This window comes from Paucibacter sp. KCTC 42545, assembly GCF_001477625.1.
GTDB lineage: Bacteria > Pseudomonadota > Gammaproteobacteria > Burkholderiales > Burkholderiaceae_C > Paucibacter_A.
Map to the genome: position 1 here is coordinate 1,591,564 of NZ_CP013692.1, position 18,686 is coordinate 1,610,249.

General features: G+C 61.3%; 17 protein-coding genes and 1 riboswitch. Of the genes, 7 read left to right on the forward strand and 10 right to left on the reverse strand.

Annotation, left to right across the window (positions count from 1 at the left end; genetic code table 11):
• Positions 1-9: 9 nt before the first annotated feature.
• The 9 genes from AT984_RS07120 to AT984_RS07160 form a co-directional block, all read right to left on the reverse strand.
• A complete protein-coding gene (locus tag AT984_RS07120; protein WP_058719502.1) occupies positions 10-1,233 on the reverse strand; it encodes a type IV pilus modification PilV family protein in 1,224 nt (407 codons plus the stop codon).
• Between the two features lies 1 nt (position 1,234).
• A complete protein-coding gene (locus tag AT984_RS07125) occupies positions 1,235-2,560 on the reverse strand; it encodes a pilus assembly PilX family protein (RefSeq protein ID WP_082679843.1) in 1,326 nt (441 codons plus the stop codon).
• Complete coding sequence (locus AT984_RS07130) at positions 2,557-3,291, reverse strand: PilW family protein (RefSeq protein ID WP_058719504.1); 735 nt, start codon at positions 3,289-3,291, stop codon at positions 2,557-2,559. Before AT984_RS07130 ends, AT984_RS07125 begins: the two co-directional genes overlap by 4 nt.
• Positions 3,285-3,866, reverse strand: coding sequence for a pilus assembly FimT family protein (locus tag AT984_RS07135; protein WP_058719505.1), 582 nt, complete (start codon positions 3,864-3,866; stop codon positions 3,285-3,287). The genes AT984_RS07130 and AT984_RS07135 overlap by 7 nt, the downstream gene beginning before the upstream one ends.
• Positions 3,851-4,354, reverse strand: a complete 504-nt coding sequence (locus AT984_RS07140; RefSeq protein WP_082679844.1) for a type IV pilin protein — start codon at positions 4,352-4,354, stop codon at positions 3,851-3,853. Before AT984_RS07140 ends, AT984_RS07135 begins: the two co-directional genes overlap by 16 nt.
• A gap of 192 nt (positions 4,355-4,546) precedes the next feature.
• Complete coding sequence (locus tag AT984_RS07145) at positions 4,547-5,083, reverse strand: GspH/FimT family pseudopilin (protein ID WP_058719507.1); 537 nt, start codon at positions 5,081-5,083, stop codon at positions 4,547-4,549.
• A 183-nt stretch (positions 5,084-5,266) separates the two neighbouring features.
• The gene (gene nrdR, locus AT984_RS07150) at positions 5,267-5,710 is read right to left on the reverse strand and encodes a transcriptional regulator NrdR (RefSeq protein WP_058719508.1); all 444 of its coding nucleotides are present in this window, start codon (positions 5,708-5,710) and stop codon (positions 5,267-5,269) included.
• 21 nt (positions 5,711-5,731) lie between these two features.
• A complete protein-coding gene (glyA, locus tag AT984_RS07155) occupies positions 5,732-6,982 on the reverse strand; it encodes a serine hydroxymethyltransferase (protein WP_058719509.1) in 1,251 nt (416 codons plus the stop codon).
• 65 nt (positions 6,983-7,047) lie between these two features.
• A riboswitch (ZMP/ZTP riboswitch) is annotated at positions 7,048-7,185 on the reverse strand.
• Positions 7,186-7,222: 37 nt separating this feature from the next.
• Positions 7,223-8,086: a lytic transglycosylase domain-containing protein gene (locus AT984_RS07160; RefSeq protein ID WP_058719510.1), complete on the reverse strand. Its 864-nt coding sequence runs from the start codon at positions 8,084-8,086 to the stop codon at positions 7,223-7,225.
• Between the two features lie 264 nt (positions 8,087-8,350).
• Between AT984_RS07160 and AT984_RS07165 the strand changes: the two genes are divergently transcribed.
• Positions 8,351-9,922, forward strand: a complete 1,572-nt coding sequence (locus AT984_RS07165; RefSeq protein ID WP_058719511.1) for a UbiD family decarboxylase — start codon at positions 8,351-8,353, stop codon at positions 9,920-9,922.
• A 182-nt stretch (positions 9,923-10,104) separates the two neighbouring features.
• On the opposite strand, the gene AT984_RS07170 is transcribed toward AT984_RS07165, so the two are convergent.
• On the reverse strand, positions 10,105-10,761 hold the full coding sequence (locus AT984_RS07170; RefSeq protein ID WP_231741561.1) for a YdcF family protein: 657 nt from the start codon (positions 10,759-10,761) through the stop codon (positions 10,105-10,107).
• Between the two features lie 375 nt (positions 10,762-11,136).
• On the opposite strand from AT984_RS07170, the gene AT984_RS07175 reads away from it, so the two are divergent.
• Genes AT984_RS07175 through AT984_RS07200 form a run of 6 tightly spaced genes read left to right on the forward strand, consistent with a single transcriptional unit; the run spans position 11,137 to position 18,655 of the window.
• The gene (locus tag AT984_RS07175; RefSeq protein ID WP_058719513.1) at positions 11,137-15,081 is read left to right on the forward strand and encodes a DUF748 domain-containing protein; all 3,945 of its coding nucleotides are present in this window, start codon (positions 11,137-11,139) and stop codon (positions 15,079-15,081) included.
• Positions 15,082-15,111: 30 nt separating this feature from the next.
• Positions 15,112-15,657 carry a peptide-methionine (S)-S-oxide reductase MsrA gene (gene msrA, locus AT984_RS07180; RefSeq protein ID WP_058722143.1) on the forward strand — a complete coding sequence of 182 codons (546 nt, stop codon included), beginning with the start codon at positions 15,112-15,114 and terminating at the stop codon, positions 15,655-15,657.
• Complete coding sequence (locus tag AT984_RS07185) at positions 15,654-16,340, forward strand: ABC transporter ATP-binding protein (protein ID WP_231741575.1); 687 nt, start codon at positions 15,654-15,656, stop codon at positions 16,338-16,340. The genes msrA and AT984_RS07185 overlap by 4 nt, the downstream gene beginning before the upstream one ends.
• Positions 16,337-17,644, forward strand: coding sequence for an ABC transporter permease (locus AT984_RS07190; protein WP_058719514.1), 1,308 nt, complete (start codon positions 16,337-16,339; stop codon positions 17,642-17,644). Before AT984_RS07185 ends, AT984_RS07190 begins: the two co-directional genes overlap by 4 nt.
• Before the next feature lie 59 nt (positions 17,645-17,703).
• On the forward strand, positions 17,704-18,246 hold the full coding sequence (locus tag AT984_RS07195) for a DUF3299 domain-containing protein (RefSeq protein WP_058722145.1): 543 nt from the start codon (positions 17,704-17,706) through the stop codon (positions 18,244-18,246).
• A 7-nt stretch (positions 18,247-18,253) separates the two neighbouring features.
• Positions 18,254-18,655, forward strand: a complete 402-nt coding sequence (locus AT984_RS07200) for a hypothetical protein (RefSeq protein WP_058719515.1) — start codon at positions 18,254-18,256, stop codon at positions 18,653-18,655.
• Positions 18,656-18,686 lie beyond the last annotated feature (31 nt).

Here is an 18,686-nt window from a genome sequence, read left to right on the forward strand (position 1 = left end):
TTGGTCGGCCTAAATGCCGTTGGGCTGGTGTCGCACCGTGGCGGTATTGCTGAAAAAGCCCTGGGCAGGGTCGATGTCGTGGCCAGCCGGACAGGTTTCGGTGCCAGGAATGACCAGAAAGTTTTGCCGCGCCAGCGAACCGGTGACCTTGCTGTAGACCAAGGGATGTTCGGCATTGCTGATGCTGCCGTTAGCGTCGTAGTCGGCGCTGTAGCGGCAGATCGTGCGGGCGCCAATGCCGCTCAAAGGGATATCGGTGAGTGTCAGCTGGCCCGACCAGATCGGCGGCGTGTCGGCATTTGGGTAAACGATGCAGTAGTAAGTGACGAAGGTCTGGGTCGAGGGCGAGGTGATGGGGGCGTTGTTGAAGCACTGGTAGCTGGGTGTGAGCGCGCTGGACTGGGTCAAGGCCAAGTTCAGGTCCATCGGCAGGGCCAGGCCTAGCGGTTTGCCGGGGTCGCTGGGTGAGGCATCGGAGAACCTGACGAAGCCACTGAGCAAATAGCCCAGGGTGTTGTTCTTGCAAGAGTCCACATCTGTCGCCACCAAATCGACCATGGGCGTGGCGGGGATATTGCACACGCCGGTGATGACGCCGGTGAGGTTGTTGAAGACCCACACCACATCACCACCCGTCAGTGGCTTGAAGGCGCTGCTGCCGTTGCCAAGGTCTTTGGCTGGGGTTGGGATATTGGCATCCCGGTTGCTGGGCTGGCGCGCGCTAGGCGCTTTGCTGCTCAAAGCCAAGCCGCCGCCAAGGATGGGGTCGGTGCGGGAGAGGATGCTGTCCAGGATGATGAATTGCGCGCCTTCGGTGCGATCTGTCCAGCTGACGTTGATGCGCAGCGCTTTTTGCGGCGGCTCGGCGATGTCGGTCACCTGCCGGGTGACGGTGAAGGTCGTGTTGGTATCGGCGCTGAAGGTGCCAGCCACGCCGTTGGGCGGCTCGGTGATGTCCTCAAAAGCCCGTACGCCCGCATTGGGCGGGTTAGGCGCGGGCAATTGGCTGAAGCTGCGCAGGCGTTCCATTTCCTGCTGACCCAGGCGAACTGCCTCGCCGCGCTGCTTGGCAAGATCAGCGCTTTGGCGCAGATTGCCTTGCAGGCCGGCGAGCGCCAGCATGCCAAAAGACATGATCAGCAGCGCCACCAGGGCTTCCAGCAAGGCCACGCCTAGTTGGCCATTGGGCGCAGAAAGCTGGCTTGGACGAGGAGGGCGCGCGAACTTGTCCATCTCAGTTCCACCAGCCGCCGGGGATGCGAACAAAGCTGCCGGCGCGGTTGCTCAACTCGTCCATCACGGCGGCCCGGTACCAAAGGTCGACCGTGCCGCTGACTGCCATTTGGCCCGCCACGATCAGTGCGCCCGTCAGCAAGGCCGGCATGGCGCTGCCGTTGTCCCAGACCAGGTTGCCGTTGCTGAAAAGCAGGCCGGTCAGTTGCATGGGGCCGTTCAGTGTGACGGCGCCATTGGCCACGATGACCATCGGGCTGGTGGCCGCGCCTAGGGTGATATTGCTGGTGATGGTCAAGGGCCCGTCCACCCAGGCCAGCCGTACCCCACTGTTGTAGGCCGCCAGCAAGACTGCGCCGCAATCGCCTTGCGGGCAGGTGATCATGCGCATTGCGGGTTGGTCGCGATAGCTGGCCAAGGACATACCGAAGTACTGCTTGAAGACTTGAGCGCCAGCAGCATTGGTCAAGCCCGGGTCATTGCCCAACATGGCCTGAGTGCCTGGTGTGCCGGGCAGGCTTTCAAGCCGGTCTGCGGCTGTGCCGGTGAAGGTGGGTAGGGCGGCGCCAGTGGTCAAAAGCAGGCCGCTGCTGCGCGGCTCACTATTGTGCAGACCGATGCCATTGGGGCCAAGATCCAGGCTGCCGCTGACCACCAGCGGCGTGATGGGTGGCGTTTTCAACGCGCTGACCAGGGCAATATCAGCGGTGACGTTGGACATGCCCAGCGAGGCGTCGCGCGCGAACTGGCTCTTGATGTCGCAGTTGGCCGTGCCGCTGTCGGTGCAGCCTTCGCTGTAGAGGCGAATCACGCCGGGCCGATCCACCGGCGTGGCGATGGCTTTGAATGTCAGTGCAAATCGGGGTTGCATCTGGTTTTCGCTGGGCAGCGGCAGACGCGCAGGCAAAGGGCCGGTCGGACATTGGCAAACCCAGCCCAAAGCACCGTTGCGGACGCAGTCAGTGGAAGCCGTTGGTGGGTTCACCGGCGTGATGTTGCGGTTGGCCGGGTCAATCTTGAGGTAACGCCGCCTGAAGTTGTTCGGGCCAGCGCCATTGGGCACGCAGGCGGTGTCGATATTGAGGCCATTGAGTTGGGCCAGGCCCCATTCAATGCCAGCCTCGGCAACTTCCAGCGCCACACCGGCCCGGTAGTAATTGCTGGCCACGCGCTGCTCAAAGATCAAGTTGCGGCTGCCAAATGCCGCCATCATGGCCATGATCAGAAACAGCACCATCACCACCACCAGGGTCGCGGCGCCGCCTTGGCTTGCCCGAGTCGGGGTGGTGGCTGCCCTCGTTGCTGCGATTGAGGTTAGCGTACTCATGGGCACGCTCCGGTGATCTCATCATTGCGCATGCGGCTGCTGACCTTGAGCGTGCGCTGCACCTGGTCGTCATGAGCAGCTTTGCCGGTCAAGCTGATGTCAAAGCGCTTGACCTGCAGCTGGGGTGGGCAGGTCGCGCTGCCCGCCGGGCATATCGAAATCTCGCAACTGTCGATCAGGGAGACGCTTTGGCTCTGCTGCTGAATCGTGAAATTGGTGATCAGCAGCGTCTGTGGGTCGGTCAAGGGCTGCCAATTGCCATTGCCGAGCATGAATTGCAGCGTTTGATTGCTGACCCGAAAGCCAAAGCGCTCGTTGTTGGCGGAAAGATTGTCCTCGGGGTTGAGCGGGTTGGGGCCTCCCCGGTCATCATGGCTGAAGTAGCTGTAGATGACTTGGTTCTGCGTCGCTGGCACCGCGGTTTGCTTGGCGTAGTCGTTGGTGATGGGGGCTGCGATGCCGCTGCCGGGCGCCCAGACCAAACGCTCGGCAACGGCGTGAGCCCCACCTCTGCGCAACTCCCTCAAGATCAAGTCAGACGCTGCGCGCAGATCTTGTTGTATCTGGGTTTCCAGCACCAAACGGCGGTGCTCGGCCAATTGTTGGGTGAGCATGACGCTGGCGCCCGCCACCACGATCATGCCGATCGTGATGCCCACCATCATCTCGATCAAGCTCAGACCGCGCTGTCGTAGCGGCTGGCCGAGACTTGAAGCGCGTGCGTTCAGCATTGCGCCACCCCGCTGAAGCTCCCGTTCGGGCTGCACATATGAACTCGGCCCATGCCGTTGAGCTGGACCCGCATCTTGCTGCCGCCGGTTCCGGTCACGGTGATGGCGACATTGCTATAGGTCGGCAACATCTGCGGGGCAACAAAAGCAAAGCGATTGGCGGCCCAGGCGGGCCAATCTCCGGTAGCGACAAAAATGACGCCGGAGCTGTCGAGCACCTGCTCTGTCTTCAATTCGCGAATACTGGTCAGGGCTGGATTGCAGGCCGAGCCCGGCGCTTGGGTGCAGTCGCAACTGCCGAATTGCCCCTTGCCGTAGGCAATGGTGTAGCAACTCATGGTGAGCGTCTTCTTGAAATAGACGATGACGTCATCCGGGCGCAAACCGGACTCGGCGCGCGCGAATGCCAGGTCATTGCTGAGATTGGTGGCTACGAGTTGCACGCGGCGCCGGTTCAGCAAGTCAATGAAAGAGGGCGCCGCGACGGCCAGGACGATGCCCAAAACGGCAACAACAATCATCAACTCGACCAAGGTCAAGCCGGGCAGTGCTTTGCGATTCAGCGCGGCCAACATTTTCGACTGCTGTCGCTGCCCGCACTATCGGTTGCGCCGTAGCTCATATTGCCCCCGCGGAGCTGGATGAACATGGTCGCGCAGTCGCTGTCATTCGCCTGGGGTGAATCGCTGCTCACGGCAGCCCGGGCGATGAAGCCGAAGGTGAAGTCGGGTGGGTTGCCAAGGCCGACAAGGCTGAGTTGATAGTGCCTTTTGGGCGTCAAGTTGTTGGCGAAGGCCAATTTCGCCAACTCAGCATCCTCCATCGTCGAGGCATAACTGCCGCGATTGCTGCGCAGGCGCTCTTGAGCTTGAACAATGGTGGACAAGGCGCCGATCGCGTCGGCGCGCCGGCCCTTTGCAATCTGCTTCTGAAAGACGGGCAGCGCAACCATGGCCAAGACGGCGACGATGACGACCGTGATCATCACTTCAACCAAGCTAAAGCCCGCTTGCATGAACTGCGAGCGACAGACATTCCTAGACATGCAGCGGTTGCTTGACATGCTTTGATTATGGGAAGCGAGTGTGGCGGCGGGTGTAGGTGCTTTACCGCTTGTCGACCAATCTGGCGCGTCCGTCGGCTCTAGGCTTGTTCGGTGAGGTTTTCGTCATCGAATTGGTAATTCTTCCCTCGGCGAAGAAAATCGTGGGGCTTCCCGCCTATGTCTTGCTGAAGCGTTCCGACGTGCGATCAGTTAGCAAGTCGCGAATTGCGCCATGGCGCCTTGGGGGCTGCAGCTTCTCACCCGCCCGGCAATGCTCACCACATGGCGAATGCTCTCGCCCGCTGCCCCTTGAACGTCCACACTGCCGGTTGCGGTGACGGTTCCTTGGCGGGCCTGAAAGCTGAGTTGCTGAACATTGGCTCTGAGCGACACTTTTTGGCTTGCAGGCAACCATTGCAGCTTGATCAACTGCGCTTTGGTGGTGCATGCGGCCACACCGCCATCGTCGCAACGGCATTGGCCAGAGCTGCCGGTGTGCATGATGTAGCAACTGCCCTGATTGCTTTGGCTGAAACGCAGATAGACGGTTTGACCGCTTTGCACGGCTTCGCTGCGCGCTTGCTGGATGTCGGTCATCAGGGTTTGCGCGGAAAGCTGCAGGCGTTGGCGCTGCTGCATGCGCTCGAAGGCGGGAACCGCCTGCGCGGTCAAGATGCCGCTCATGCACAGCCCCACGCAGACCTCGACCAGGCTGATGCCCCGTGATGAATGTTGGGTATTGGCCATGATGGACTCCTAAATGTTCAGTGGCATGAACACAATTTAGGCGTCGGTCAGGTGGCTTTCTGTCCCACCGAAGGGGGGAGTGGCACCCCCAAAAGTGGGGGTCTTGTCGCTGCGGGTGCTTCGATTTATTGGCATCGGCCAAGCGGATTCGACGCGCCGCTTTGTCGCGGGCCCTGTCCCGGGTTAAATATCCCGGATCAGCTTGCGGAACTCATCCACGTTTTCGAAGCTGCGGTAAACCGAAGCGAAGCGCACATAGGCCACTTTGTCGATGCGTTTCAATTCGCGCATCACCAACTCACCCAAGCGGGTGGATGGCAGCTCGCGGGCGCCGCTGGTTAACAGGGTTTCTTCGATCTGAGCCAGGGCGGCGTCGATCTGTTCAATGCTCACTGGCCGCTTGCGCAGGGCCAGTTGCATGGAGGCGCGCAGCTTCTTCGCATCGAAGTCGGCGCGGGTGCCGTCTTTCTTAACCACCACGGGCAAGGCGATTTCGGCCCGCTCGTAGGTGGTGAAGCGTTTGTCACAGCCGAGGCAGCGCCGCCGGCGTCGTACAACATCGCCTTCATCCGATTCACGGGTCTCAGAGACCTGGGTTTCGCCATGACTGCAAAAAGGACAACGCATCGACGGGCTTGCCTTTGCTGCTTAGCGGTAGACCGGGAAGTCGCGGGTCAGCGCGGCAACCTTGACGCGCACGGCTTCCAGATTGGCTTCGTCGTGCGGCTTGTCCAGCACGTCGGCAATCAGGTGGGCGGTGATGCGAACCTGTTCTTCCTTGAAGCCGCGGGTGGTCATGGCGGGCGTGCCCAGGCGGATGCCGCTGGTCACCATGGGCTTTTGCGGGTCGTTGGGAATGCCGTTCTTGTTGCAGGTCATGTGGGCGGCGCCCAGGATGGCCTCGGCTTCCTTGCCGGTCAGGTTCTTGGGGCGCAGGTCCACCAGCATCACATGGCTTTCGGTGCCGCCAGAGACGATGCGCAGGCCGCGCTCAATCAGGGTGTCCGCCAGGACCTTGGCGTTCTTGACCACTTGGGCCTGGTAGGCCTTGAACTCAGGTGTCAGTGCTTCTTTGAAAGCCACGGCCTTGCCGGCGATGACGTGCATCAGCGGGCCACCTTGGATACCGGGGAAGATGGCCGAGTTGATCTTCTTGGCGATGGCTTCATCGTTGCACAAGATGATGCCGCCACGTGGGCCGCGCAGGCTCTTGTGGGTGGTCGAGGTGACGACGTCGGCATGCGGCACCGGGTTGGGGTAGACGCCCGCGGCGATCAGGCCGGCGTAGTGCGCCATGTCCACCATGAAATAGGCGCCGATTTCTTTGGCGATTTTGCCAAAGCGTTCGAAGTCGATGCGCAGGCTGTAGGCCGAGGCGCCGGCGATGATCAGCTTGGGCTTCTTCTCACGGGCCAGGGCCTCCATGGCGTCGTAGTCGATCTCTTCCTTGGCATTCAGACCGTAGGAGATGACGTTGAACCATTTGCCGCTCATGTTCAGGGCCATGCCGTGGGTCAGGTGACCGCCTTCGGCCAGGCTCATGCCCATGATGGTGTCGCCCGGTTGCAGCAGGGCGAAGAAAACGCCTTGGTTGGCTTGCGAGCCAGAGTTGGGCTGCACATTGGCGTAGTTGGCGCCAAAGAGTTCCTTCAGGCGGTCGATGGCCAGTTGTTCGACCACGTCCACGTACTCGCAGCCGCCGTAGTAGCGCTTGCCTGGATAGCCTTCGGCGTACTTATTGGTCAGCTGGCTACCCTGGGCCTGCATCACAGCGGGCGAGGTGTAGTTTTCAGACGCAATCAGTTCAATATGGTCTTCTTGGCGCTTGTTCTCGTTCTGAACTGCGGCCCACAAATCGGGGTCAACGAGGGCAAGTGTGGATGTGCTGCGGTCAAACATGATGGTGGCTTGCGGTAGAAGTGGAGTCGCTGCAGACAAAAACCTCATCAGCCGAGGTTTTCAAGCAGGACGGCCCAGGCGAACGGCAAATTCAGTTCAGGACCAAATCCATGAACCGTTCGCGCTCCCCGGTGGTCCACCACCTCAAACCATCGCCCTGTAGCAGGGCGTCATGATCCTGATCGCCAGTCGCGCGAAGCCATCAGTGTAGCCTCTGGGCGCACCGGCCCAGGATTTGCCTTATTGAACCAGCGCGACTTTTGAGGCTGTCACGTCGGTATCGGCAGAAGCCAGCGGCGTGGCGCTGGCCATCGGGCTGGTTTCGCGGATCGGTTTGGCTTGAACGGGCCGGCCGGTCGCCACACTCTTCATTTGTTCGTGCAGTTCCAACACCTTGGCGGCATAGCCCGTGTCATCGGGCAGATTGGCGGCGCCGACGTAGTAGCGCAAGCCTTCGTCCAAGCTGCCAGCACGCTGAATGCACTCCTTGAGCACCTGCACACCCACACGCAAATTGGTGATGGGGTCAAAGGCGGCCAAATTGCCGCCAAAGGCTTCGTATTTGTCGTTGTGCACGTGGGTCATCACCTGCATCAGGCCTTGGGCGCCGACCGGGCTTTGCGCAAAGGGGTTGAAGCTGGACTCAACCGCCATGATGGCCAGAATGAGGGTGGGCTCCAATTGAGCCTTGCGGCTGATGGCCCAGGCTTCTTGGACCAAGCGGCTGATGGGTTCCGGTGCGACCTTGTAGCGACGCGACAACCACATCGCCACGGCAGCTTGCTGGCGCGGCAAGTCTTTTGGATCAGCGGCGGTGGCGCGGTCCACGGCATTGGGCTCGGAGACGGCGAACAAGGTGTTGCCGTCGGCCTGGGCGCGGGCTTCTTCCCGGGCATTCAGCCAGCCCAGGGCTTGGCCTTCAAGGTCTTGACGCAGATCGGCTTGGCTAACAAAGACCAAGCCCAAGGCCACAACGGCCAAGCCAAGCAGGGCCAAACTATTGTGGCTAACAACTAAAAGCCCTTGGCCGATGTCCTTGACGAACAGGGACAAGGTGGCACGGGTGCCGCGGGCAAGGGATAAAAGATCGTGGCGCGCTGTCATGCAACTCCTTTGTTCTCAGTCATGCTCGGGTCGGGCGACAAGCGCTCTCGATCCGAGACACGAAAGTGATAATCAGTCGATCCGCCGAAGTCGTTTGGCCAAAGCTAAACGAGACGGGCGACCTATTAATCAGCAGCGGTTGACGCCCTCCAAGCAGTCCTGGGGTGGGCGCGGGTAAACCCTTGAATTCCAATGTTTGGCAAATTCTAGGGTTGAAAAATAACCCGTCAAGCTTAAACGACCGGTTTTATATAACTAATCAATATGAAGTACAGAGATCTGCGTGACTTTATTGGCCAAATGGAGGGCCTGGGGGAGCTCCGCCGGATTCAGCAGCCGGTCTCGCCGGTTCTGGAGATGACGGCCTTGAGCGACCGCGTTTTGCGCGCCGAAGGCCCCGCATTGCTGTTCGAGCAGCCGACGGGATTTCAAACGCCCGCGCTGACCAATTTGTTTGGCACGACGCGTCGGGTGGCCTTGGGCATGGGGGCTCAAAGCCTGCAGGAGTTGCGTGACGTGGGCCATGTCTTGGCCAGCCTGAAAGAGCCTGAGCCGCCGCGTGGGCTCAAAGATGCCGGCCGTCTGATGAGCATGGCAAAAGCGCTTTGGGACATGAAGCCGAAGAAAGTGCGTAGCGCTCCATGTCAAGAAGAGGTGTTCGAAGGCAGCGATGTAGATTTGAAGAAGTTGCCGATTCAAACCTGTTGGCCCGGCGATGTGGCGCCTTTGCTGACTTGGGGCTTGGTCGTCACCCGTGGGCCGCAAAGCATCGCCCGGCCGCGCCAGCGCCAAAACCTGGGCATCTACCGACAGCAGTTAATTGGTCGCAAGCAATTGATCATGCGCTGGTTGGCGCATCGCGGCGGTGCCCTAGATTTCAGGGACTTCGCCTTGGCCAATCCAGGCCAGCCTTTCCCGATCGTGGTGGCTCTGGGTGCCGACCCGGCCACGATCTTGGGTGCCGTGACCCCAGTGCCCGACAGCTTGTCGGAGTACCAGTTTGCCGGCCTGCTGCGTGGCTCAAGAACCGAGTTGGTGGATAGCGGTGTTGGCGAGGCAGGCCAGATGCTGCAAGTGCCCGCCAGCGCCGAAATCGTGCTGGAAGGTCATATTCCCATCGCCGCGCCCGGCTTTGTGGGTGTCAGCGAGGACGGCGTGCCATTGAAAGAGAAGGGCGGCTATTTGCACGCGTTGGAGGGACCGTACGGTGATCACACCGGCTATTACAACGAGCAAGACTGGTTCCCGGTCTTCGAAGTTCAGCGGCTGACGCAAAGACCACAACCGATTTACCACTCCACCTACACCGGCAAGCCGCCCGATGAGCCGGCCATTCTTGGCGTGGCCTTGAATGAAGTGTTCGTGCCCATCCTGCAAAAGCAGTTTCCCGAAATCATTGATTTCTACCTGCCGCCCGAGGGTTGTAGCTACCGCATGGCGGTGATTTCCATCAAGAAGGCCTATCCGGGTCATGCCAAACGGCTGATGTTTGGCTTGTGGAGTTATCTGCGCCAGTTCATGTACACCAAGTTCATCGTTGTTGTGGATGAGGATGTGGATGTGCGGGACTGGAAAGAGGTGGTGTGGGCCATCACCACCCGCATGGACCCGGTGCGCGACTGCACTTTGGTGGAGGGCACACCAATTGACTACCTGGACTTCGCCTCCCCGGTGAGCGGTTTGGGCGGCAAGATGGGCTTGGATGCGACCAATAAATGGCCCGGCGAAACCACTCGGGAGTGGGGCCGAACCATTGTGATGACGCCAGACGTGCAGGCGCGCGCCAATGTCTTGTTTGATGAGCTTTTTTCCAAGGAAAGCAAAACTTCTCCTTGAATAGCCTTATCAATTGCACTAGTGTTGTAAAGCCTCTTACAGGCATCTTCACTGGCGCAATCATTGCGCGCCAGGAGCCCTTCGGCAAATCGCGGTAGAGCTCCATTGATGGCGTCAGCCATCCGACCCCTTTCAGACTTCGGACTGAAAGGGGTTTCTACTTTTCGGGCGCCCCTTTTGCTTCAGCGGCCCGATATTTGCCCAAGCCACTCGTAAATGGCATAGCGCACCCGAGGCAATCCCTCTTCGCTGGGGCTCCAGTCTTGCCAATCGAAGGGGCCATCGCGGCGGTAACCGACCGGCGCCGCCACCAAGCGCATCTGGCTTGGGTTTGCCTGTGAAAAAGCGCGCATGGCGCGCGGCATGTGCAAATCGTGCGTGACGAGAACCACGGTTTGGATGCCGTCGGCGCGTAGCATCGCCATGCTCAGTTGGGCGTTTTCATGGGTGTCGCGCGATTGCCCTTCGGCCCACCGCAAAGGTAGCTTGTAGGTTTCTTGCGCGCTGGATTTAGCCGCCGAAGCCTCTGAAATGCTGAGATTTCGTGCGCCCCAGCCGATGCCGCCACTAAAACCCAAGGGCGCATCGATTTGCCTGGCTAACCACACGCCGTAGCGCAGTCGCTCCTCGCTGACGAGCTTCAGGGCCGGGCCTTGGTACTCCGGCACATTGTTGCGTGCGCCTCCACCGAGCACCAAAACGGCCAACTTTTCTCCGGCTTGAGATTCAAGCTTTAATTGCTGCAGCGTCTCAGCGCTCACGGCGGGGGGGGCATGAACGAGCTTTTCCGCCAGGATTTGTGCAAACCCCTCGGTGCAACTCAGCCAAATGCCGAGCATGCCCAGGCTCAAAACTAGGCGGCCGCGCCAGCGATGGCGGCGCAGCACGGCCGCGCCCACCAGGCTCAGGGCGAGAAAGGGACCGGGCGGTAGTAATACGGCCACAAGAAAAGGTTTCAATTCCGGGTAGAGCAGAGTCAGATTCACGACAAAATCCAAACATGAGCAGGAGCGGCGACATCATCGCCTCTCCCGAGAGGTCTCGTGCAAGCGCACTGCGCCGCAGCGAGCTTGCTGAAGTTGCGTGGCTTTGGCGGCTGATGCTGGATCGGTTTTTGGATTGATTCACCCTTGGACGCTCATTCAGTCAAAAACCCCGTCACCTAGCCTAGACATCACTGACGTGCCCACATTCGCCAACACCCCCCCGCTGTCTTGCCCAAGAAGAGCTGGCTGCGCTGGCTTGCCGGCTTTGTTCTGAGTTTGCTGGTCTTGATGGCTGCTGCGGTATTTGTTCTGCCGCGAGTCATCCAGTCCACTGGGGCCAGGATTGCGAGTGAGGCATTGGGCCGAACCGTCACGATCGGCGAGGTCAGCGTGCAGCCCTGGCGCTTGGCGCTGGAACTAAAGGATTTGCGCATTGCCGGCCGCACGGACCAGGATCCGCCTTTGTTTGAGATGGCGCAGGCGAAGGTGGCCCTGTCGGCGCGCACCTTCTGGCATTTCGTCCCCGTGATTGAGTCCTTGGCCTTGAGCCGGCCCGTGCTCAGGCTGAGCCGTACGGCGCCGGGTGCCTACGATGTGGATGACCTGATTGCCAAATTCAGCGCCAAGCCGGCCGAGCCGTCTTCCGGCCCGCCGCCGGCGCTGGCGCTCTACAACATCACGCTGGACCAGGGCCAGGTCTTGTTCGACGACCGGCCGATGGCGCGCAAACATGAGTTGGCGCATCTGAATATTGGGCTGCCCTTTTTGTCGACCCGTGATGCCGATGTGAAGGTGCTGGTTCAGCCCTCCGTCTCGGGCCAGTTGAACGGGGTGGAATTTGGTAGCCAGGTCGAGGCCCTGCCTTTTTCAACGGAACGTGATGCCACGCTGCGTTTTAAACTGGGCAGCCTGGATCTCGCGCCCTACATCCCCTATGTACCCGCCGGTTTGCCTTTGCGCTTGGCTGCCGGCAAGGTGGATGCGGATCTCACCGTGCGCTTTCAGCAGCCGCCCAAACATGCCCCTAAGCTTGATATCAACGGCCGGGTGGGTTTGAGTGAATTTGATTTGCAGCAGCCGGGCGGCAGCCCCTGGCTGGCCTGGCAAAAGCTGAGCATTGGCATGCAGGCGGTGCAGCCTTTTCAACAGAAATTGGCTTTTGGCGAGGTGAATTGGCAGGGCTTGCGCCTGAATCTGGCTCGCGATGCCGCAGGCCAACTCTGGCTGCCCACGGCAGCGCCTGCGCCTGTTGCCTCTGCTGCCCCCGCGGCAAACGTGCAAGACCAAAAGCAAGCCAAAGCCGTTCCTTCCGCTCCCGCAGCGCCGGTTTGGGCTGTCAGCCTGGCCAAATTCAGCCTGGGTGATGCCCAAGTCAACTGGCGCGATGCGTCCGTGCCGGGCAAGGCGGCTTTGCAGGCGAAAGCACTCAAGCTGGAGCTGGGCACCGTGCAATGGCCTTTGAAGGCGCTCACGCCGCTGAGCTTTGATATGCAGATCCAGCCCGAAGGGGCGGCAGCCAAGCCCGGCGGCAAGAAGGCGGAGTCTGCTGTGGCGGCCGCCAATTTGAAGGGGCAGGGCAGCCTGAGTGCCGCCGAAGCCAAGCTGGATCTGCAATGGGATCAGCTGGCCTTGCAGTGGTTTGAGCCCTATTGGGCGGCCCAGTTGCCGATGCAGCTCAAGGCCAAGGCGGCCGGGCGCTTGAGTCTGGGTGTCACCCAGCCTTTGGACGCTGACCCGCTGGCTCGGCTGCAAGTGGGTGTGCAAGATTTGCTGATCGAGCAGTTGGCTCTTGGGGCAGCCAAGTCGCCAACAGGCGAGCCCTTGCTTCGCCTGGACAGCGTCAAGTTGGATAGCCTCGACATGGCGTATGGCGCCAAGACCGTTCAGCTGGGTGAATTGAGTCTGGATGCCCCCGGCCTGATGCTGGCGCGTGCAAAGAACAATGATTGGAACTGGCAAGCCCTTTTGCCGCAGTCTGAGTCTGCCAAGGCTGTGAGCAAGCCAGTGCCCCGTGGCCGCCCGGTCTTGAAGCTAGGGGGTGAGGACGACGCTGGGCGTGTGAGCGTGGCCACGTCCACAGCTCCCGTCGCTTCGACTTCAAAGTCAGCCACCGACTGGCAAGTGGCCCTGCGTGATTTGAAGCTCAATCGTGGTTCGGTGCGTTTGCAAGATGCGGCCGCACCCGGTGGCCAGGCCAATTTGAGTGTCCAACAGCTGACTTTGCGCTTAGGCCAACTGGCTTGGCCCAAAGCATCGGGCAGCAGCCCGGCGCAACTCAGCTTCAAGCTTGCGGGTGAGGCGGTTGCCAAGCAAGCTGCTTCGCGCAAGGGGCAGCAGGCCTCGGCTCCCGCCAGGCCACTGTCCGCGCTTTCCAAGGCCGCGGCGAATTCGCCGGGTAGCTTTAGCTGGCAGGGCAATATTGCCTTGGCGCCGTTGGCGGCCAGTGGCAAGTTGCGGGCCGAGCGTTTGCCGCTGCAGTTGCTCAGTGCTTATATGGATCCAAGCCTGGACTTGAACCTGCAACGTGTCGACCTGGGATGGCGCGGTGACTTCAATGTGCGCCAGCTGCCCAAAGACTGGCAGGTCAATGTGAATGGCGATCTGTTGCTGGCCGATTTGAGTCTGCAGCAAGGGCGAAAGCAAGCCGCGATGGGTCTGCCCGGCACGGATTTGCTGACCTGGCAGGCCTTCCACCTGGACGGTGTACGCTTTGAAATGAAGCCCGGCAGCAAGCCCGACTTGGCCGTCAAGGAGCTGCGCCTGAATGACTTCTATGCCAGCGTCTTGATCAACGAGAAGGGGCGCCTCAACCTGAGTGATATTCGCGCCGAGCCCGAGGCTGCGGTGCAGGCCAAACCGGCATCCGAAGTGGGTATTGCGCTGGTGGCTTCACCCGCTACATCCAATGCTCCCGCTGCGTCCGCTGCCCCGGGCAGTGCCGCAGCCAATGCCGCGCCAGGTGCAAACCTGCCGATCCAGATCAGCCTCGGTCAAACAACCCTTAGCAAAGGCCGGGTGGACTTTGCCGACCGTTTCATTCGACCGAACTACAGCGCGCAGCTGACCGAGTTGCAAGGCGGCCTGGGTGCGGTGCGCAGCGGCCGCGCCGAGATGGCACCCTTGCAATTGCGCGGTCGGGTCGCCGGCACCGGCTTGCTGGCGATTGATGGTGCGCTCAATCCCTTGGGGGCGCCCTTGATGTTGGATATCAAGGCCTCGGCCACCGATATTGAACTGGCGCCGATGTCTCCTTATGCCGAGAAGTACGCCGGCTACCAAATCGAGCGCGGTAAGTTGTCCACCAAGGTGGCCTACAAAATCGATCCCGACGGCCAGCTGAAAGCCTCCAATCAACTGATTTTGAATCAGCTGACCTTTGGCGAGGCCGTCAATAGCCCGGATGCCACCAAGCTGCCGGTGCGCCTGGCGGTTTCACTGCTGAAGGACAGCGATGGCGTGATCGATGTTGAGTTGCCCGTCTCGGGCTCGCTCAACGATCCGCAATTCAGTGTCGGTGGGGTGATTTTCAAGCTGATCATCAACCTAATTGGCAAGGCTCTGACGTCGCCGTTTTCGCTGCTCTCGGGTGTCGGTGGTAGTGAGCACAGCCAAATCGAGTTCGCACTTGGTAGTGCGCAGCCGAGCAACCCCGCCACGCTGGAGAAAATTGCCAAGTCTTTGGCAGACAAGCCGACGCTGGCCTTGACCATCACTGGCTGGGCCGATCTGGCCCTGGAGCGCAGTGCCTTGCAGCAGGCGCAGTTGGATGCGGCCTTGCTGGCGCAAAAGCGCCTGGAGCTGCAGCGCCGCCAGACTGCCGGCGCGGATGCCCAAGCCGCGGCCGAACTCACGCTCAGCGAAGCCGAGCGCAACCGTCTGCTCAAGGTGGTTTACGAGGCGACCAAGCTGCCCAACAAGCCCCGCAATATGCTGGGTTTTGCCAAAGACATTTCTGTGGCCGAGATGCGCAGCCTTATGCTGGCCAGCTACACCGTCAATGAAGAGACGGCGCATGCACTGAGCCTCGCGCGCGGCGTGGCGGTGCGCGACGGGCTGATTGCCAAGGGCTTGCCCAACCAACGCATTTTTGTGGCCGCACCCAAGCTGCACTCGGCCGAAGCCGGTGACAGCGGCTGGAAGCCCTTGGTCGAGCTCAAGCTCGGCGGCGACTGACCTTTTTTGAATTGGATTGTTATGAGCAGTATGGATGTGTCGCCGTCAAACCTTGAGCGCATCACCTTAGGTGGTGGTTGCTTCTGGTGCCTGGAGGCGGTGTACGAGCAAGTGCGTGGCGTTCACGCGGTCGAGTCGGGCTATTGCAATGGCCTGGGGCCTCAACCCAGTTATGAGCAAGTTTGCTCGGGCAATACCGGCTATGCCGAGGTGCTGCGGGTGGATTTCGATCCCCGTCAGCTGAGCCTGCGCGAAGTGCTCGAAGTCTTTTTCGCCATCCATGACCCGACCAGCTTGAATCGCCAAGGCGCCGATGTGGGCAGCCAGTACCGCTCGGGCATCTATTTCCACAATGCCGAGCAAGAGGCTCAGGCACGCGAGGTTTTGGCCCAGGCGCAGCAGGCGCATCAAGGTCGCGTTGTGACCGAGCTGCTGCCTGAGCGCAATTACTACGCGGCCGAGGCCTATCACCAGCATTACTTTGCCCGCAACCCGGAGCAGGGCTATTGCGCCTTTGTGGTGGCCCCCAAGGTGGATAAATTTCAGGCCACTTTTGCTAGCTTGGTGCGAGCTTGACTGTTTTGATCGAGACGCGTGGCCTGCAATACCGTTACCCGCCTGCGAGCCGTGCCGGTGCTGACACGGGGCAAACGCTGCGCTTTGCTGATATTCATTTGGCTACCGGGGAGCATCTGCTGCTGCGCGGCAAGTCCGGCAGCGGCAAGTCGACCTTGCTGGCCTTGTTGGCGGGTTTGTTGAGCCCCAGCGAGGGTCAGGTCTTGATCGCAGGCACGGAGCTGCAAAGCCTGAGCCAGCGCCGCCGGGACGCCTGGCGGGGTGAATGCCTGGGCTTTGTGCCACAGCGCTTGCACCTCAGCAGTGCCTTGACGGTGCTGGACAACGTCACGCTGCCATTTCTTTGCGCCGGCCTGCCGCCTGACACCGAGCGGGCGGCAGGCTTGCTTCAAAGTCTTGGCCTGCAAGGCTTGGGCGGACGCAAGCCGCATCAGCTGAGTGTGGGTCAAGCCCAGCGGGTGGCGCTGGCGCGGGCCTTGGTACGCCGGCCGCGCATCTTGTTGGCCGATGAGCCCAGTGCGAGCTTGGACGATGAGCATGCCGCGCAGATGATGGCCTTGTTGATGCAGGCTGCATCGGATTCCGGCGCCTCCTTGTTGGTGGCGACGCACGACGCCCGTTTGCTGGCGCAGGCCCAAGAGGCCAGCGGCTTTCAGACCTTGGATTTGGGAGCGTCGGCATGAGGCTTTGGCGCATGGCCTGGACCTATTTGTGGTCGCAGCCTTTGACGGCGGCTTTGAATCTGCTGCTCTTGAGCTTGGGGCTAGGTGCGATCAGCTTTGTGATCGTGGTGAGTGAGCAGCTCGATGCCGGCATGCGCCGCGATCTGCAGGGCATTGACTTGGTGGTGGGTGCCAAGGGCAGCCCGATGCAAATCATGTTGGCGGGTGTCTTTCACTTGGATGTGCCCACCGGCAATATCCCCCTCGACACGCTCGAGACTTTGCGCGCGCACCCTTTGGTGGCGCGTGCTGTGCCGCTGTCGCTGGGCGATAGCGTGCGCGGCTTCCGGCTGGTCGGCACCACCCCGCAATACCTGGAGATCGGTGGGGCACGCTTGGCTGAAGGGCGTTTGTGGGCTAAGCCCATGCAAGCCGTGCTGGGGGCTGAAGTGGCCCGCAGCACTGGCTTGACCCTGGGCCAGCAGTTCAGCAGCAGCCACGGCTTGGGTGAGCAGGGCGATGCGCATGGTGAGCAGTTGTACACCGTGGTGGGCGTGCTGGCCGCGCAGGGCGGGGCGCTGGATCGGCTGGTGTTGACCGACTTGGCTTCGGTGTGGATCAGTCATGAAATGCATCAAACGCCGAGTGCGGCGACGGTGAAAGAGACGCATACCGGCAAAGAAGATCACGGCGACCACGCCGATCACGACAAAAATGACGACGATCACGGGGCGCATGGCAAGGCCGCCCCGGTCAGCCTGCCAACCCCCACCCAGCCGCGCGAGATCACCATGGTGCTGCTGAGCTACCGCAGTCCGCTCGCCGCCATCAGCCTGCCGCGCTGGGTCAATGCGCAGCCGGGCTTGCAGGCCAGCGCACCCGCGCTGGAGACCGCCCGCTTGCAACGTATGGTGGGGGCAGGTGAGGTGGTGCTGCGCGGCTTTGGCCTGGTGATGCTGATCTCGGCAGGCCTGTCGGTGTTTGTGGCGCTCTTGCACGCGGTACGTGCTCGGCGAAGCGATCTGGCCATGCTGCGCATGCTGGGGGCCAGCCCCGCGCGGGTGGCGAGTTTGATCGCGCTGGAAGCCCTGAGTTTGAGCGGCCTGGCCTGTTTGCTGGGTTTGGCTCTGGGTCACGGCTTGGCGGCAGGATTGGGCGTCTTGATGGCCCAGCAGCAGTCCTTGGCCGTCAGCGCTTGGTGGTTTTCTTGGATCGAGTTGATGCTGCCGGCACTGGGCCTGGGCCTTGCCTTGTTGGCCGCGACTTGGCCGGCTTGGCGGGCTTACCGCCTGGATGTGACCGAGTTATTGCAGGCGCCGCATTGAGTGACTTTGGGCAGGTGACCGGTGGCGCAGGCACAATGGCGGCTGAGATGAACAAGACCATGTCCCGCTTTCAATGTCGATCTGCCGCCGGGCTTGCTGCGGCCGCAGGTTTGGCCCTGGGCCTCATCGGCTCGATCACCCCGATGGACTCGGTATGGGCGCAGCCTGCACCGGTGATTGGCCAGGGGCCGGGCTTTCACGATCCGCGCAGTCCTTTCAAACCCTTGCAGGAGAAAGAGGGCGTGCTGACCTGGGCTTTGTTGTCTTCGGTGACGACCAAGCCTGACAAGACGCGTTTGATCCCCATTTTTCCGAGCGCAGTGCAAGCCCTGGACAAGAAGACCGTCAAGGTCCAGGGCTTCATGATGCCGCTGGAGCCGGGCGACAAACAGAAGCATTTCCTGCTGTCTTCCGTGCCCACCTCCTGCTCCTTTTGCGTACCGGCCGGCGCCGAAGGGCTGATCGAAGTGCGCACCAAGGAGCCGGTGCGCTACAGCCTAGAGCCGGTGACGGTGCAGGGCGTGTTGGCGGTGCTCAATGACGACCCTTACGGCCTGTTCTACCGGGTCAATGAGGGCCAAGCCGTGGTCAGCAAGCCCTGAGCATGCGATGAGCCGGTACCTTGATCAGCGTCCACGCGGGCAAGCCAGAAGCATCTGGCTGGCTTGGCTGTGCGCGCTGTGCTTGCTCGCCGCTCAAGGCCTGGGTCACTGGCACCGGGTGGCTCACGCCACGGCCGGGCCTGTGGGGCTGGCTCAAGTTCAGTCGCAAATTCAGACGAAAGACGTGGGGCGTATTGCCTCAGCGAGCTTGACGCTGTGGGGCCACCAACTGGGCGACAACGTGTGCTCGGTGTTCGACCATATCGCCCAAGACAATCTGCCGCATGTTGCGGCGCCGGTGGTCTTGGCCGAACTCAGCCCGCTGCGCTTTTTGCAGCAGGCGCCGGCCAGCGCCGCGGCGCAGCCATTCTGGAAGCGCGGCGCGCGCGGTCCCCCTCACTCGGCATGAATCCCAGCGATCCACTCACCCGCGGGTGAGT

Coding starts and splice junctions, on each gene's coding strand:
- AT984_RS07120 (WP_058719502.1), bottom strand. CDS start 1,233: ATGGACAAGTTCGCGCGCCCTCCTCGTCCAAGCCAGCTTTCTGCGCCC.
- AT984_RS07125 (WP_082679843.1), bottom strand. CDS start 2,560: ATGAGTACGCTAACCTCAATCGCAGCAACGAGGGCAGCCACCACCCCG.
- AT984_RS07130 (WP_058719504.1), bottom strand. CDS start 3,291: ATGCTGAACGCACGCGCTTCAAGTCTCGGCCAGCCGCTACGACAGCGC.
- AT984_RS07135 (WP_058719505.1), bottom strand. CDS start 3,866: ATGTTGGCCGCGCTGAATCGCAAAGCACTGCCCGGCTTGACCTTGGTC.
- AT984_RS07140 (WP_082679844.1), bottom strand. CDS start 4,354: ATGTCAAGCAACCGCTGCATGTCTAGGAATGTCTGTCGCTCGCAGTTC.
- AT984_RS07145 (WP_058719507.1), bottom strand. CDS start 5,083: ATGGCCAATACCCAACATTCATCACGGGGCATCAGCCTGGTCGAGGTC.
- nrdR (WP_058719508.1), bottom strand. CDS start 5,710: ATGCGTTGTCCTTTTTGCAGTCATGGCGAAACCCAGGTCTCTGAGACC.
- glyA (WP_058719509.1), bottom strand. CDS start 6,982: ATGTTTGACCGCAGCACATCCACACTTGCCCTCGTTGACCCCGATTTG.
- AT984_RS07160 (WP_058719510.1), bottom strand. CDS start 8,086: ATGACAGCGCGCCACGATCTTTTATCCCTTGCCCGCGGCACCCGTGCC.
- AT984_RS07165 (WP_058719511.1), top strand. CDS start 8,351: ATGAAGTACAGAGATCTGCGTGACTTTATTGGCCAAATGGAGGGCCTG.
- AT984_RS07170 (WP_231741561.1), bottom strand. CDS start 10,761: ATGCTCGGCATTTGGCTGAGTTGCACCGAGGGGTTTGCACAAATCCTG.
- msrA (WP_058722143.1), top strand. CDS start 15,112: ATGGATGTGTCGCCGTCAAACCTTGAGCGCATCACCTTAGGTGGTGGT.
- AT984_RS07190 (WP_058719514.1), top strand. CDS start 16,337: ATGAGGCTTTGGCGCATGGCCTGGACCTATTTGTGGTCGCAGCCTTTG.
- AT984_RS07195 (WP_058722145.1), top strand. CDS start 17,704: ATGTCCCGCTTTCAATGTCGATCTGCCGCCGGGCTTGCTGCGGCCGCA.
- AT984_RS07200 (WP_058719515.1), top strand. CDS start 18,254: ATGAGCCGGTACCTTGATCAGCGTCCACGCGGGCAAGCCAGAAGCATC.